The organism is Agrococcus sp. UYP10, from assembly GCF_040547205.1.
Lineage (GTDB): Bacteria > Actinomycetota > Actinomycetes > Actinomycetales > Microbacteriaceae > Agrococcus > Agrococcus jenensis.
Genome location: NZ_JBEPPG010000001.1, coordinates 384,139 through 396,742, shown reverse-complemented (window position 1 = coordinate 396,742; position 12,604 = coordinate 384,139). Strand labels below are relative to the sequence as shown.

At 72.8% G+C, this 12,604-nt stretch carries 16 protein-coding genes and 1 tRNA gene; 11 read left to right on the top strand and 6 right to left on the bottom strand.

What is annotated here, in order from left to right:
- Positions 1 to 23: 23 nt before the first annotated feature.
- Positions 24 to 674 carry a copper resistance CopC family protein gene (locus tag ABIB37_RS01955; protein ID WP_354256061.1) on the top strand — a complete coding sequence of 217 codons (651 nt, stop codon included), beginning with the start codon at positions 24 to 26 and terminating at the stop codon, positions 672 to 674.
- Positions 675 to 683: 9 nt separating this feature from the next.
- Here ABIB37_RS01955 and ABIB37_RS01950 read toward each other — a convergent pair whose 3' ends face one another.
- Entirely contained in the window at positions 684 to 1,754 is a 1,071-nt protein-coding gene (locus tag ABIB37_RS01950) for a peptidoglycan DD-metalloendopeptidase family protein (RefSeq protein WP_354256058.1), read from the bottom strand.
- Positions 1,755 to 2,077: 323 nt separating this feature from the next.
- On the opposite strand from ABIB37_RS01950, the gene cmtR reads away from it, so the two are divergent.
- Genes cmtR through ABIB37_RS01935 form a run of 3 tightly spaced genes read left to right on the top strand, consistent with a single transcriptional unit; the run spans position 2,078 to position 3,809 of the window.
- A complete protein-coding gene (cmtR, locus tag ABIB37_RS01945) occupies positions 2,078 to 2,431 on the top strand; it encodes a Cd(II)/Pb(II)-sensing metalloregulatory transcriptional regulator CmtR (RefSeq protein ID WP_354256055.1) in 354 nt (117 codons plus the stop codon).
- Entirely contained in the window at positions 2,428 to 3,120 is a 693-nt protein-coding gene (locus ABIB37_RS01940; protein WP_354256052.1) for a cation efflux transmembrane domain-containing protein, read from the top strand. Before cmtR ends, ABIB37_RS01940 begins: the two co-directional genes overlap by 4 nt.
- A 5-nt stretch (positions 3,121 to 3,125) precedes the next feature.
- Complete coding sequence (locus ABIB37_RS01935) at positions 3,126 to 3,809, top strand: DsbA family protein (protein WP_354256050.1); 684 nt, start codon at positions 3,126 to 3,128, stop codon at positions 3,807 to 3,809.
- A gap of 31 nt (positions 3,810 to 3,840) precedes the next feature.
- Here ABIB37_RS01935 and ABIB37_RS01930 read toward each other — a convergent pair whose 3' ends face one another.
- A complete protein-coding gene (locus ABIB37_RS01930) occupies positions 3,841 to 5,574 on the bottom strand; it encodes a helicase-associated domain-containing protein (protein WP_354256047.1) in 1,734 nt (577 codons plus the stop codon).
- Complete coding sequence (locus ABIB37_RS01925; protein WP_123697216.1) at positions 5,574 to 5,888, bottom strand: hypothetical protein; 315 nt, start codon at positions 5,886 to 5,888, stop codon at positions 5,574 to 5,576. Before ABIB37_RS01925 ends, ABIB37_RS01930 begins: the two co-directional genes overlap by 1 nt.
- A gap of 97 nt (positions 5,889 to 5,985) precedes the next feature.
- Between ABIB37_RS01925 and ABIB37_RS01920 the strand changes: the two genes are divergently transcribed.
- Genes ABIB37_RS01920 through ABIB37_RS01910 form a run of 3 tightly spaced genes read left to right on the top strand, consistent with a single transcriptional unit; the run spans position 5,986 to position 7,297 of the window.
- The gene (locus ABIB37_RS01920; protein WP_123697217.1) at positions 5,986 to 6,363 is read left to right on the top strand and encodes a cold-shock protein; all 378 of its coding nucleotides are present in this window, start codon (positions 5,986 to 5,988) and stop codon (positions 6,361 to 6,363) included.
- Positions 6,347 to 6,949: a DUF3027 domain-containing protein gene (locus tag ABIB37_RS01915; protein ID WP_354256044.1), complete on the top strand. Its 603-nt coding sequence runs from the start codon at positions 6,347 to 6,349 to the stop codon at positions 6,947 to 6,949. The genes ABIB37_RS01920 and ABIB37_RS01915 overlap by 17 nt, the downstream gene beginning before the upstream one ends.
- A 6-nt stretch (positions 6,950 to 6,955) precedes the next feature.
- On the top strand, positions 6,956 to 7,297 hold the full coding sequence (locus ABIB37_RS01910) for a GyrI-like domain-containing protein (protein WP_354256041.1): 342 nt from the start codon (positions 6,956 to 6,958) through the stop codon (positions 7,295 to 7,297).
- On the opposite strand, the gene serC is transcribed toward ABIB37_RS01910, so the two are convergent.
- Positions 7,260 to 8,363 (bottom strand): phosphoserine transaminase, encoded by a 1,104-nt coding sequence (gene serC / locus ABIB37_RS01905; protein ID WP_354256038.1) that lies wholly within the window; start codon positions 8,361 to 8,363, stop codon positions 7,260 to 7,262. The two genes, ABIB37_RS01910 and serC, sit on opposite strands and share 38 nt — an antisense overlap.
- A 103-nt stretch (positions 8,364 to 8,466) precedes the next feature.
- On the opposite strand from serC, the gene ABIB37_RS01900 reads away from it, so the two are divergent.
- From ABIB37_RS01900 to ABIB37_RS01885, 4 genes are all read left to right on the top strand, one after another.
- Positions 8,467 to 9,138, top strand: a complete 672-nt coding sequence (locus ABIB37_RS01900) for an iron-dependent transcriptional repressor DtxR (RefSeq protein WP_354256035.1) — start codon at positions 8,467 to 8,469, stop codon at positions 9,136 to 9,138.
- A gap of 168 nt (positions 9,139 to 9,306) precedes the next feature.
- A complete protein-coding gene (locus tag ABIB37_RS01895) occupies positions 9,307 to 10,104 on the top strand; it encodes a C40 family peptidase (protein WP_354256033.1) in 798 nt (265 codons plus the stop codon).
- Between the two features lie 100 nt (positions 10,105 to 10,204).
- Complete coding sequence (locus ABIB37_RS01890; RefSeq protein WP_354256030.1) at positions 10,205 to 10,993, top strand: NlpC/P60 family protein; 789 nt, start codon at positions 10,205 to 10,207, stop codon at positions 10,991 to 10,993.
- Between the two features lie 96 nt (positions 10,994 to 11,089).
- Positions 11,090 to 11,161 (top strand) — tRNA-Arg (locus ABIB37_RS01885).
- 211 nt (positions 11,162 to 11,372) lie between these two features.
- Here ABIB37_RS01885 and ABIB37_RS01880 read toward each other — a convergent pair.
- Both ABIB37_RS01880 and ABIB37_RS01875 read right to left on the bottom strand, forming a co-directional pair.
- The gene (locus ABIB37_RS01880) at positions 11,373 to 11,957 is read right to left on the bottom strand and encodes a signal peptidase II (protein WP_354256027.1); all 585 of its coding nucleotides are present in this window, start codon (positions 11,955 to 11,957) and stop codon (positions 11,373 to 11,375) included.
- Positions 11,954 to 12,604, bottom strand: coding sequence for a cation efflux transmembrane domain-containing protein (locus ABIB37_RS01875; RefSeq protein ID WP_502914016.1), 651 nt, complete (start codon positions 12,602 to 12,604; stop codon positions 11,954 to 11,956). The genes ABIB37_RS01880 and ABIB37_RS01875 overlap by 4 nt, the downstream gene beginning before the upstream one ends.

Here is a 12,604-nt window from a genome sequence, read left to right as displayed (position 1 = left end):
CGACGGCCACGTAGCATGGGGCCATGATCCTCATCGCTGCCGCCGCTGCGGCTGTCATCATGCTGCCCTCCCATGCGGCGGTCATCGGGTCGACTCCAGGTAGCGGGGACTCGATCCAGCAGCAGCCGGGCACGCTCAGCGTCGTGATGAACGAGGAGATCCTGGCGGTCGAAGGCGCAGCGAGCGCGAACGTCATGCAGCTCACGGACGCGCGCGGATTGTTCTACGGCGACGGCTGCACCACGGTGGACGGAAGCACCATCGCGCTCGACGCCGAGCTCGGCGCCGCCGGGGCGTACACGCTGGCGTACCAGCTCGTGTCCGCAGACGGGCACGCGGTCGACGGCACGGTCGCGTTCACCTTCGAGCCCGCGCCAGGGGCCGAGGGCACGGCGGGGAGGGAGACTGCGCCGGTATGCGGCGAAGCCCCCGTGGCTTCCGCCTCCGCAACCACGGCCGAGCCTGCGCCCGCCGAGACCACGGAGGGCGCCGTGGCGAGCGCGCCCGAGACCACAACCGAACCCGGCGCCGGCGGCCGGGAGGAGCCGGCCGACGCTGTCAGCATGCCGCTCGTGCTCGGCCTGGGTGCAGCGCTGCTCGCGCTGGCTGCGGGAGTCGCGTTCGCGGTCAAGCGCCGCGCGGCCAGCCGGGCTCGTGCTGCCGGCACGCGCTGATCCGACGCGTCAGCCCGTCTCGAGTCGCAGCTCGCGCGTCTCGAGCCACGTGACCGGATCGAACGACACGTAGTCGCTGTTCTTCAGCTCGAGATGCAGGTGCGGCCCCGACGAGCGTCCAGTGCTGCCCACGCCGCCGAGGACGGTGGAGATGTCCACCACCTGGCCGACCTCGACGCGGATGGAGCCGGCCAGCATGTGCGGGTACCACGACTGGACGAATCGGCCATCGATGTTGTGGTCGACGAAGACCGCATAGCCGCCCCCGCCAGGGTTGTCTCCCTGCCACACCGCAGAGACGACGCCGTTGGCGATGGGACGGATCTCCTGCCCCGGGGGCAGCGGGATGTCCGTCCCGCCGTGGAATCCGCCGGGCCGGTTGCCGAAGCCGCTCGAGATCGGCATGTCCGCGATCTGCGGGAAGGGCGTCTGCACGTAGTCGGTCTCGAGCGCGGGCCAGACGCCGGGGAACGCGGGGTCACCGCCGAAGTAGGAGCCGCCCGCCTCCGAGTCGGCGGTGGCCTGCAGCGCGGCCAGCTCATCGGGCGACATGAGCGCGCTCTCGACCGGGTCGCTGACGACGATCGCGTCGCGAGCGAAGAGCGTCGTCGCCTCGGACGAGACCGGGGCGAGCGACTGCACCTCGGGCTCCAGCTGCGCGACGCGCGGGTCGAGGCCGGCCGGCGGCTGCACCGCCTGAGCGGGCAGCGACGTGACGACCACGAGCGAGCCGATCAGCAGCAGCGCAGCGCCCGCCGTCACCTGTCGAGCGACGCCGCGGCGGTGGCGGCGGCCGGCGGGAGAGCGCGAGGACGGAGCTGAGCGCTCGAGCGGCACTGCGGCCACCGGAGCTCGTCGCTGGGACGGCGCGTGCTCGCCCCCGTTCCCGAGCGCAGGGGCGTCGACGACGATGCGTCGCGCCGCGGGTTCGAGCTCCGCGACCCGCGCGGGGAGCGCTTGCGCTGTGCGCGTCGCGGCGACGCGCATGGCCCGGCGGCTCGTGTAGATGAGCGGCGAGCCCTGCACGACGGCGACGCCGAGCTCAGCACGTGCCTCCGCGGCGGTCCGAGCGATGGTCACCGCAGCGCGCTCCTGCTCCCTGACGCTCCTGCGAGTCATCAGCCGGCCGCCGGGTTGCGGATCGCGGGGCGAAGGCGCGTCGGATGCTTCAGAGAATGGGGTCACGCGGCAGGGTCCTCGAGTCGAACGGCATCGGGCACGAGCGTCCCAAACGCGGATCGCGCGCAGACGGCTCGGCCTCCGCCGCTCCCGGAGCCGGCTCGTGGGCGATCGCGTCGTACGCGTCGACTACCAAAGTAACGGATCGGTAACGACCGGGCAACCGCGCCCGTGCCCGGCGTGCGCGGGCCCGGACGCGTCAGCGATCGCTGTATAGTCGACCCATGCTGACCATTTCCTCGCGCGTCGACGTGATGCACCGACTGGGTCGGGCGATGGCCGACCCCACGCGCGCCCGCATCCTCCTGCAGCTGCTCGAACGACCCGGGTACCCGGCTGTGCTGGCAGCAGAGCTGGAGACGTCGCGCGCCAACGTCTCCAACCACCTCGCATGCCTCCGAGACTGCGGCATCGTCGTCGCGGAGCCGCAGGGGCGTCAGACGCGATATGAGATCGCGGACCCGCACCTGGGTCGGGCGATCGCCGCATTGCTGGCCGTGACGCTCGCTGTCGACGAGGGTGCCCCTTGCATCGACGGCTCGTGCTCGCTCCCGGGATGCTGCGAGGCCCCGGCATGACCATGACGCTGACCGACGGCCGGCGAGCGCGGCTCCGCCGCCGGGTGCGATGGATCGTCGGCTTCACCATCGGCTACAACGCCGTGGAGGCAGTCGTCGCGATCGGGGCGGGCGCCGCTGCGTCGTCTGCTGCGCTCATCGGGTTCGGGCTCGACTCGGTGGTCGAGGTGATGTCTGCTGCGGCGGTCGCCTGGCAGTTCACGCGCAAGGACCCCGAACGGTGGGAGGCGATCACGGTCAAGATCGTGGCGGTCGCCTTCTTCGCACTGGCCGCGTACGTGTCGATCGATGCAGTGCTGTCGCTCGCCGGCGCGGTGCCGGTCGAGCACAGCCCGGTCGGCATCGCCATCGCGGCGCTCAGTGTCGCCGTCATGCCTGGCCTCGCGTGGCTCGAGCTCCGCACGGGCAAGGAGCTCGGCTCCCGCAGCGTGCAGGCCGACGCCAAGCAGCTGCTCGTCTGCACCTACCTCTCGGCCGCCGTGCTGCTCGGCCTGCTGGCGAACTCGCTGGTCGGCTGGTGGTGGGCCGACGCCGTCGCCGCGCTCGTCGTCGCCGGGCTTGCCGTGCGAGAAGGCATCGAGGCCTGGCGAGGCGAGCTCTGCTGCGCGCCGAGCCTCGACGCCGACGAGGACAGTCAGGATGCGACCGCCTGCTGCGCGGCGTGCGAGCACGCGGCGACGGTATCGTGAGTCAGGTGCGCACACGTCCCGTCATCGCCCTCTCCATCGTCGCGCTCGCCGCAGCGGTCGTCATCGGCGCACTGCTGCTCGTCCTCCGGCCGTGGGAGAGCACTGCCACGTCGCCCGGGGGTGGAGCAGCGACCGACGCGTCGGTCGCACCGGCGTCGGAGCCGGCGCTCGTGGAGTCGTCGACGCACATCCTCGACGACGCCGGCCCGGATGCCCCGGTCCTGGTCGAGTTCCTCGACTTCGAGTGCGAGGCGTGCGGTGCCGTCTATCCCACCATGGAGGCACTGCGAGAGGAGTATCAGGGCGAGGTCACGTTCGCGATCCGGTACTTCCCGCTCCCCGGTCACTTCAACTCCGGCAACGCGGCGGTCGCCGTCGAGGCCGCGGCGGAGCAGGGGGCCTTCGAGGCGATGTACCAGCGGATGTTCGAGACGCAGTCGGAGTGGGGCGAGGCGCGGGTCTCGGCCGCCGACCGCTTCCGGGGCTACGCGGAGGAGCTCGGCCTGGACATGGCTGCGTATGACAGCGCCGTCGAGGATCCGGAGACGCTCGCTCGCGTCGAGCAGGACTTCCAGGCCGGGGTCGCGCTGGGGGTGAGCCGCACGCCGACGATCTTCCTGGACGGGGAGCAGCTGGACATCCAGGCCATCGGCGACATCGAGGCGGCCATCCAGGCTGCCCTGCAGTAGCGCAGGACGCCATCGCGGTCGCGGCACTGCGCTACATCGACACGCCGAGGCCCGCGACCTTCGTGATCGCGCTGAGGGGCAACGTGCGCTCCACATCGCGCCCGGCGTCGCGAGCGCGCAGCCGGCCGTTCGCGACGGCGAGCGGCACGAGCTCGATGTCGGCCGGGTCGCCCGAGGTGATGACGGTGAGCCGCACCGGCATGCGTTCGCGCACGGCCGCCTGCAGCTGCCGCTCGAGCCACGCCCGCTCGTGCTCGCCGACCTCGAAGCCGGAGTCGCGCAGGCGCGCGACGAGCCGGTTGCGCTCGCGCTCCCGCCGGGGCGCGCGCTCGGGCACGCGCACGACGAGCTCGCCGGCGTCGTCCTCGAGCACCGCGGGGTAGCGCTCCTCGAGCAGCGCCTGGAGCGCCTCCTCGGCGCTCGTGCGGAACGTGATGCGGTGCGGACCGGTCTGCACCGGACCGGCGCTCACGAGCGCGCGGTCGACGGCGATCGTGCGGATGAGCTGCGCGTCGTCGCTCCGCGCCTGCGCGCGGGCGCCGCCCTCGGCGAGCGGATCGATCGCGCGCACGCGCAGCGCGCCGAAGCGGGCGGCGGTGTCGCGCACGAGGTAGGCGACGGGCTGCGGCAGGCCGGTGAGCGAGACCTCGCCGAGGAAGGCGAGCAGCCCGTCGGCCGTCTCGCCCGCCGCGAGCCCGGTCGCGACGCTCTGCGCCGTCACGCGCCACTGCGAGGCGATGCCGGCGCGCTCGAGCGCGGCGATGCGGCGCAGCCGGGTCTCGACCGCGGCCTCGAGCGGGCCGGGTGCGACGGCGGAGAGGTCGGGCTGCAGGTAGACGGATGCGGTGGCGGGCGGCACGTGCGCGGCGAGCGCCGCGCGGGCGGTGCCACCGGGCTCGCCCGTGCCTCCGGACGTGCGCGCGCCGTCGGGCTCGGCCGCGCCGTCGGGCTGGTCGGCGTCGGGCAGTGCGGCCTCGAGGTCGCGCTGCAGGTCGGCGGCGAGCGTGGTGAGCGCTCCGCGGTGCGCGAGGCCCAGCCGCTCGGCCTGGCGGTGCTGCCGCTCGCGCTCGGCGAGCACGGCAGCGTCGGCGAGCGGGAACTGCGCGCGCGACCACGCGGCGACCGCGGCGGCATCCGGGGTCGCGGCGAGCCAGGCGCTCGCCAGTGCGAACCAGCGGTCGGGCACGGGGGCCGCGAGCCAGGCGTCGGCGTCGACGGTGGCGCGCAGCCGGCCGTCGTGGCGGTCGATGAGCCCGGCGAGCGCCGCCGGCTCGAGCCGCTCCTCGAGCTGGCCGGGCTCCGCGTCGATCGCCGCGGCGAGCGCGCGGGCGGTCGCGGCCGGCAGCTGGGCGCGGCTGCGGAGCGTGATCGGTGCGTCGGCGATGCGGTGCACGAGCTCCGAGACCTTGATCGCCTCGTCGATCGCCATCTGCGGGGCGATGGCGCTCTCGACCGCCGGCTCGATCGGCGCGCTCGGCACGGCGTCGGCCGCCGCCGCGATGACCCGCACCTGCGGGATGGCGACGCCGTCGACGCCGAGCAGCAGCGCGTCGAGCCGCGGCGTCGAGGCGCCGGCGGCGAGCGCGACGAGCTCGTCGGCCGACCGCCACCGGAGCGCCTGACTGATCGACGGATCCGTCAAGAGGTGCTCTGCGAGGTCGAAGGTCGAGCCGAGCTGCGCGGGCGCCTGGCGCTCGACGACGAGCCGGTCGAGCGCGTCGTCCGACATCGCCTGGATGCGTGCCGCGAGCTCGACGACGTCCATCAGCGCCTGCGCGCCTTGCCGGCCGCGCTCACGGCCACCAGGGCGACGAGGCACACGATCGCGAGCGGGAGGGCGACGAGCGGCAGCCAGTAGGAGAACTGCCACAGCGAGGAGGCGAAGAACGGCACCGTGTCGCGCAGGCCCAGGTGCGCCATCGTGGCGCCGAAGCCGAGCACCGCCAGCGCGACGAACGCGACGACCGCGACCGAGAGGATCCGCTCGGCGACGTCGCGCCCGGTGCGGGGCTCCGCCGCAGCGGCGGAGCGCTCGCGCGGCTTCGGTCGCTGCGTCGGGTTCTTGCTGGCCTTCGGCATCCGGCCAGGATATCGCGGGTCGGGGTCTCAGGATGCCGCACACTACGCTGGGTCCGTGCGGCAGGGCGCCGCACCATGCACAGCGCTGGAGGGTGCCATGCCGACCGGCAGGGTGAAGTTCTTCGACGACGCGAAGGGGTTCGGCTTCATCGCCGGGGACGACGGCGTGGAGGTGTTCCTGCACGCCTCGGCGGTGCCCGATGACGTGCAGATCAAGCCCGGTGCGAAGGTCGAGTACGGCATCGCCGAGGGACGCCGCGGCCCGCAGGCGCTCTCGCTCCGGATGGTCGGCGGCCCGACCGCCGTGCGCGCGCAGCGCCGCGACACCGAGGACATGGCGATCATCGTCGAGGACCTCGTGCGCCTGCTCGATACCATCGGCAACGACCTGCGCCGCGGCCGCTACCCCGGCGCCGCCCACGGATCGACGGTCGCGCAGATGCTGCGGAAGGTCGCCGATGACCTCGACGCCTGATCCCGTCGACGTCGGCGCGCCCGCCGAGCCTGCCCCGGCACCCGCCCCGCCCGTGCCGACGACGCCCACGCCCGAGGAGCTCGAGCTCGCCGCCGCAGCGCTCCACGAGGTGACGCCCCGCGGCGCCGTCGGCGACGTGCTCGACGCGCTGCTCGAGGACGGCGGCCAGGCGCAGGTGCTGGCGATCCGCCACGCGTCGGCGCTCCCCGGCTATCCGGACTGGACCTGGACGGTGCTGCTGTCGCGCGGCGTCGAGGGCGGTCCGACCGTGCTCGAGGTGGCGCTGCTGCCCGGCGACTCGTCGCTGCTCGCGCCCGCGTGGGTGCCCTGGTCGGAGCGGCTCGCCGACTACCTCGCGGCGAAGGAGGCCGCGGGCGTCGACGGCGACCTCGACGAGGACGACGAGGCCCTGGAGTCGGACCTCGAGTCCGACCTCGAGGACGACTTCGACGACGACTTCGACGACGTCGACCTCGACGCGGACGCCGCGATGGGGCACGACGTCGGAGCCGGCGCCGCCGCTGCCGACGCCGACGACGACGGCTGGGACGACCACGACGGAGCGGACGGCCCGCAGCCGTCCTGACCCTCGATGCCCGAGAAGCTCGACCTGCGCCGCAGCCTCGACTGCTACCGGGCGCAGGTCGGCAGGATCCGGCTCGTCGAGGTGCCGCGGCTGCAGCACCTCATGATCGACGGCCACGGCGACCCCAACGGCGAGGCCTTCGTCGGCGCCTTCGACGATGAGGCGCCGACGCTCGCGCACCTGCACGACGCGTGGATCCCGGAGCACGGGCTCGAGATGACCGGGCGGCACCACGAGATCTGCCTGAGCGACGCGCGCCGAGTGCCGCCGGAGCGCCGCAGGACGATCCTGCGGCAGCCCGTGCGCGCGGCTACGCCCGGTCGAGCAGGAAGTCGAGGCTCCGCGTGAGCTGCACGACGTCGGACGGGTCGATCGCCGCGAAGGTCGCGACCCGCAGCTGGTTGCGGCCGAGCTTGCGGTAGGGCTCGGTGTCGACGACGCCGTTGGCCCGGAGCGCCTTCGCGAGCGCGCCGGCGTCGACCGACTCGTCGAAGTCGATCGTCACGACCACGTTCGAGCGGTGCGCGGGGTCGGCCACGAACGGCGTCGCCTCGGCGCGGCCCTCGGCCCAGTCGTAGAGCGTCGCCGCCGACTCGGCCGTGCGCGCCGCCATGGCGTCGAGCCCGCCCTGGCCGAGCATCCACTGCACCTGCTCGTCGAGCAGCAGCAGGGTCGCGAGCGCTGGCGTGTTGAGCGTCTGGTCGAGGCGCGAGTTCGTCACCGCCTGCTGCAGCGACAGGAACTCCGGGATGTAGCGGTCGGATGCGGCGATCCGCTCGATCCGCTCGACCGCGGCGGGGGAGACGACCGCGAGCCACAGGCCGCCGTCGGCGGCGAAGTTCTTCTGCGGCGCGAAGTAGTAGACGTCGGTCTCGGCGACGTCGACCGCGAGCCCGCCCGCGGCGCTCGTCGCGTCGACGACCGTCAGCGCATCCGCCTGGCCCCGCACGACGGGGTGGAAGACGCCGGTCGACGTCTCGTTGTGCGGGTACGCGACCACGTCGACGCCCTCGACCGCGGAGAGCTCCGGGCGCGAGCCGGGGTCGGCCGAGGCGATGCTCGGCGCCTCGAGCCAGGGCGCGGCCGCTGCCTTGCCGAACTTCGCGCCGAACTCGCCGAACGCCAGGTGATGCGAGCGTCGCTCGATGAGGCCGAAGGCCGCCGCGTCCCAGAAGGCCGTCGAGCCGCCGTTGCCGAGCAGCACCTCATAGCCCTCGGGCACGGAGAAGAGCTGCGCGAGCCCCTCGCGCACCGAGCGCACGAGCGACTTCACCGGCGCCTGCCGGTGGCTCGTGCCGAGCAGGTCGAGGCTCGACTGCAGGCGCGCCACCTGCTCGGGGCGGACCTTCGACGGGCCGCACCCGAATCGGCCGTCGGCGGGCAGGAGGTCGCGGGGGATGACGATGTCGCTCACGGAGACGATCCTATGAGCGGGGCCAATAGGGTGGGGCCAGTCGGTTGCGACGTCTCGCGCGCACCGGCTCGAGCACAGGAGCACAGGAGAGCAGGAGCTGCGGGTGACAGATCTCGTCGACACGACTGAGATGTACCTCCGCACCATCCTCGATCTCGAGGAGGAGGGCATCACGCCCCTCCGCGCCCGCATCTCGGAGCGCCTCAACCACTCGGGCCCGACCGTGTCGCAGACGATCAACCGGATGCAGCGCGACGGCCTCGTCGTGGTCGCCGCCGACCGCCACCTCGAGCTCACCGACGAGGGCCGCCGGCTCGCGACCCAGGTGCTGCGCAAGCACCGCCTCGCCGAGCGGCTGCTCGCCGACGTGATCGGGCTCGACTGGAGCCTCGTCCACGACGAGGCGTGCCGGTGGGAGCACGTCATGAGCGAGCAGGTCGAGCGTCGGCTGCTCGCCCTGCTCGGCAATCCCACCGAGTCGCCGTACGGCACGCCCATCCCGGGGCTCGCCGAGCTGGGGCTGCCGCCTGCCGAGGCCTTCCTCGCCGGGGTGGTGCCCGCGACCGCGGCGCGCGGCGAGCATGTGGTGCGTCGGCTGGGCGAGCCGATCCAGGACGACATCGAGGGGCTCGCGGAGCTGCAGGCCGTCGGGGTCGTGCCGGGCGCCCGTGTGCACGTGACCGACATGGGGCGCCGCATCCGCGTGGGCGTCGTCGGCGGCTCGGCGATCGATCTGCCGCTCGAGCTCGCGCAGCACGTCTATCTGACGGCCTGACGTCCAGCATCCGACCGAGCGCCGTCCAGGAGGCGTCCAGGCCGCTCAGAGGCTCGCCGCGTAATGGTGAGCAATTGTGACAGATTGGTAACGGTCGGTTAGTCTTCCCGAGGATCTGCGGCCCGTCAGCATGGCGGGGCGCCGGGACATCCGGGAGAACACCGACACATGAACCTGCAGCACTCGACGGCCGTCGCCGTCTCACCGATGGCCGAGCGACCCGCTGGCGGCTCGCTGCGGCGGGGCGTGAAGAGCGCCGGGGTCGTCTGCATCGCCGCCGCCCTCGTCGGCGCGCTGTCGCTGCCGGCTGCCGCCTTCGGGCCGCAGGGCGAGCAGTTCACGGATGCGCAGCTCGCCAGCGTCGTCGCCGAGAACTCGCAGGTGGTCACGGTCGCCGCCGACGCGCAGGTCGACCTCATCGCCCGCGACGGCCTCGCCGGCACCACCGCCGAGCAGCTCGAGCAGATCCGCGCAGCGGCACGTGCCGCAGAGGAGGCCCGCGAGGCCGAGCTCGCGGCCGCGCGCGAGGCGGCAGCCGCCGTCACCGCGACCGCGACCGCGTCCGCCGCAGGTGCCGCTGCGCCCGCCGCTGCCGCTGCATCCGTCAACGTGCCCTCCGACGGCTCGATCGTCGGCCTTGCGCAGTCGCAGCTCGGCGTGCCCTACGTCTGGGGCGGCACGAGCCCTTCGACCGGGTTCGACTGCTCCGGGTTCACGATGTGGGTCTACGGCCAGGCGGGCTACTACCTGCCGCACTCATCGAACGCCCAAGCGGGGTACGGCACGCCGGTGCCCGCGTCGTCCGTCGCCGCCGGCGACCTGCTGGTGTGGAGCGGCCATGTCGCGATCTACGCCGGCGGCAACCAGATCATCCACGCCGCGACGAGCGGCAAGCCCGTCAAGTACTCGAACTACGCGGCCATGGTCGCGGCGTTCGGGACCCCGCAGGTGCGCCGCTTCGGCTGACCTGTGTGCCTGGTGACAAATCGATAACGATTTGGTAACGTAGGAAGCAGTGCCGCCCTGGCGGCCCATCACGACCCCGAATGCTTTGGAGCAACAGCCTGTGACGACCTCGACCGAGATGACGGCCATCGAGCCGACCAATCGGAAGCGCTTCGGCCGCGCCTCCTTCATGCGCAACGCTCGGCGGGTCGGCGTCATCGCCGTCGCAGCGGCGTTCGCGACCCCGCTCGCACTGCCCGCCTTCGCCGCGAGCTCGGATGCCGGGTCGCAGGAATCGCTCTCCGCGCTCGTCGCCCAGGACTCGCAGTCGGTGTCCGGCGTCGTGACCGCCGGCGAGCGGCTCGACGGCTCCCGGCTGGAGGTCACCGCGACGACGCCCGAGGAGCTGGCGGCGATCCGCGCTGAGCTGCAGGCTGCGGCCGACGAGGAGCGACGGCAGCAGGAGGCTGCTGCTGCCGCTGCTGCCGCTGCCCGACCCGCCGCAGGCGCGACCGCGGGCGGTGCGACCGCCGGAGGTGCGGCCGCCGCGGCTCCGGCGCGGCCGGCGCAGGCGTCGGCCGGCGCTTCGGGCAGCGCCATCGCGAGCGCCGCGCTCGCGCAGGTGGGGGTGTCGCAGGACTGCGTGCAGCTGGTGCGCCGCTCGATCGCGGCAGCCGGCCTGCCGTACACGGGCATGGGCTCGCTGTTCAACCTCGGCCCGACCATCCCGATGTCGCAGGCGTCGCCCGGCGATGTCATCTACTACTCCTACAACGGCATGGGTGGCAAGCACGTCGCGATCTACATCGGCGGCGGCCAGGCGGTGCACGGCGGATGGACCGGCAACACCACGGTGGTCGCGAGCGTCGACATCGGCGGCTCGGCTCCGGTCTTCATCGACATCACGTGATCCGCGCAGCCGCCAGCGCTGCCTGATCATCGCGAAGCGCCCGTCCCTCCCGAGGGGCGGGCGCTTCGCCGTCCGCCGGTAGACTGTTCGCGCCTTGCCTCTGTAGCTCAATGGAAGAGCATCTCCGTCCTAAGGAGCTGGTTGGGGGTTCGAATCCCTCCAGGGGCACGTTGTGCGCTGCGTCGCGACATGGGTCTCGACCGAGTCGCGACACGTCTCACGAAGGAAGAGCCCTGGCCACCGGCCAGGGCTCTTCTCGCGTTGCGGCAGCGACCGCGGTCGTGTTCGTCGATGACGCCCACCGAGTGCGAGCCCGCTCATGAAGCCGACGGATGCCATCAGAGACCAGCCCTCGACGCTCAGCACGCGTTCGACCGGATCACGTGCGCTTCAGGACGACGCGCCGACCTCGGGCGATGAAGCAGACGGCGAGCGCGACGCCGGCGAAGACTGCCACATCTGCGATGTTCCCGACGAACCAGTCGAAGTAGGCGATGAAGTCGACGACGTGGCCGCGGCCGATCCCCGGAGCACGCGCGAGCCGGTCGAGGATGTTGCCGAGCGCCCCGCCCAGGACGAGTCCGAGGGCGAGCGCCCATAGGCGGGACGTCGTGCGCCAGAGGAACCAGGCCGCGAAGCCGGCGCCCGCGAGCGCGACGATCGTGATGATCGGCGTGGATGCCGCACCGAGCAAGAAGGCCGCACCGGGGTTGTAGACCAGGTGGAGCGCAAGGGCATCACCGAGCACGGGGTAGCGCTCGCCGGGTTCCAGGGCGGCTTCGGCGAGGGCCTTGGAGCCTTGGTCGATGCCGACGGCCACGGCGGCGACGCCCCACCCCACCGTGCGCACGCCCCGCCGGGGGACCGCGGGCGGATCGGTGGCCCTGGGCGATGTCGTGCTCGCCTCCCGAAGGAGCGACGCGTCGGTGCCGCTCGGGGCCGCCAACTGCTCGGGATCGCTCACTCGGCGTCGCCCTGCAGCTGCTCGATCGTCTCGAACGGGGACTCGAGCTCGCCGCGCCACGCCTCGATCCCTTCTCGGATCGCGAGCGCTGCGACGATGAGGGCGGCCACCGAATCCGCCCACATCCAGCCGAACAGCGTGTTGAGCAGCAAGCCGATCAGCACCGTGCCGGACAGGTAGATGCACAGCAGCAGCTGCTTCGCGTCGGCTTGCACGCTCTTCGAACCGAGCTCGCGTCCTGTGCGGAACTCGAACCACGCGAGCGCTGGCATGACCAGGAGGCTGAGCGCGGCGATGCCGATGCCCAGCGGGCTCTCGTCGACCTCCTCGACCCCGGCGAGCGTGAGCGCTGCGTCGATCGTCACGTAGGCGGCGAGGGCGAAGAAGGCGATCGCGATGATCCGAACGGTGATCCGCTCGTAGCGCTCTGGTTGCTTGCGCGTGAACTGCCACGCGACGGTTGCCGCGGATGCCACCTCGACGATCGAGTCGAGACCGAAGCCGATCAGCGCCGCTGAGGACGCCGCGGTGCCGGCCCAGATCGCGACGACCGCCTCCAGCACGTTGTACGTGATGGTGAAGCCCACGATCAGCTTCACGCGGCGATGCAGGCGCGAGCGCCGCTCCGCGGAGAGATCGGGGCTCAT

Coding starts and splice junctions, on each gene's coding strand:
- ABIB37_RS01955 (WP_354256061.1), top strand. CDS start 24: ATGATCCTCATCGCTGCCGCCGCTGCGGCTGTCATCATGCTGCCCTCC.
- cmtR (WP_354256055.1), top strand. CDS start 2,078: ATGCTGACCATTTCCTCGCGCGTCGACGTGATGCACCGACTGGGTCGG.
- ABIB37_RS01940 (WP_354256052.1), top strand. CDS start 2,428: ATGACCATGACGCTGACCGACGGCCGGCGAGCGCGGCTCCGCCGCCGG.
- ABIB37_RS01930 (WP_354256047.1), bottom strand. CDS start 5,574: ATGGACGTCGTCGAGCTCGCGGCACGCATCCAGGCGATGTCGGACGAC.
- ABIB37_RS01925 (WP_123697216.1), bottom strand. CDS start 5,888: ATGCCGAAGGCCAGCAAGAACCCGACGCAGCGACCGAAGCCGCGCGAG.
- ABIB37_RS01920 (WP_123697217.1), top strand. CDS start 5,986: ATGCCGACCGGCAGGGTGAAGTTCTTCGACGACGCGAAGGGGTTCGGC.
- ABIB37_RS01915 (WP_354256044.1), top strand. CDS start 6,347: ATGACCTCGACGCCTGATCCCGTCGACGTCGGCGCGCCCGCCGAGCCT.
- ABIB37_RS01910 (WP_354256041.1), top strand. CDS start 6,956: ATGCCCGAGAAGCTCGACCTGCGCCGCAGCCTCGACTGCTACCGGGCG.
- ABIB37_RS01895 (WP_354256033.1), top strand. CDS start 9,307: ATGAACCTGCAGCACTCGACGGCCGTCGCCGTCTCACCGATGGCCGAG.
- ABIB37_RS01875 (WP_502914016.1), bottom strand. CDS start 12,604: ATGAGCCCCGATCTCTCCGCGGAGCGGCGCTCGCGCCTGCATCGCCGC.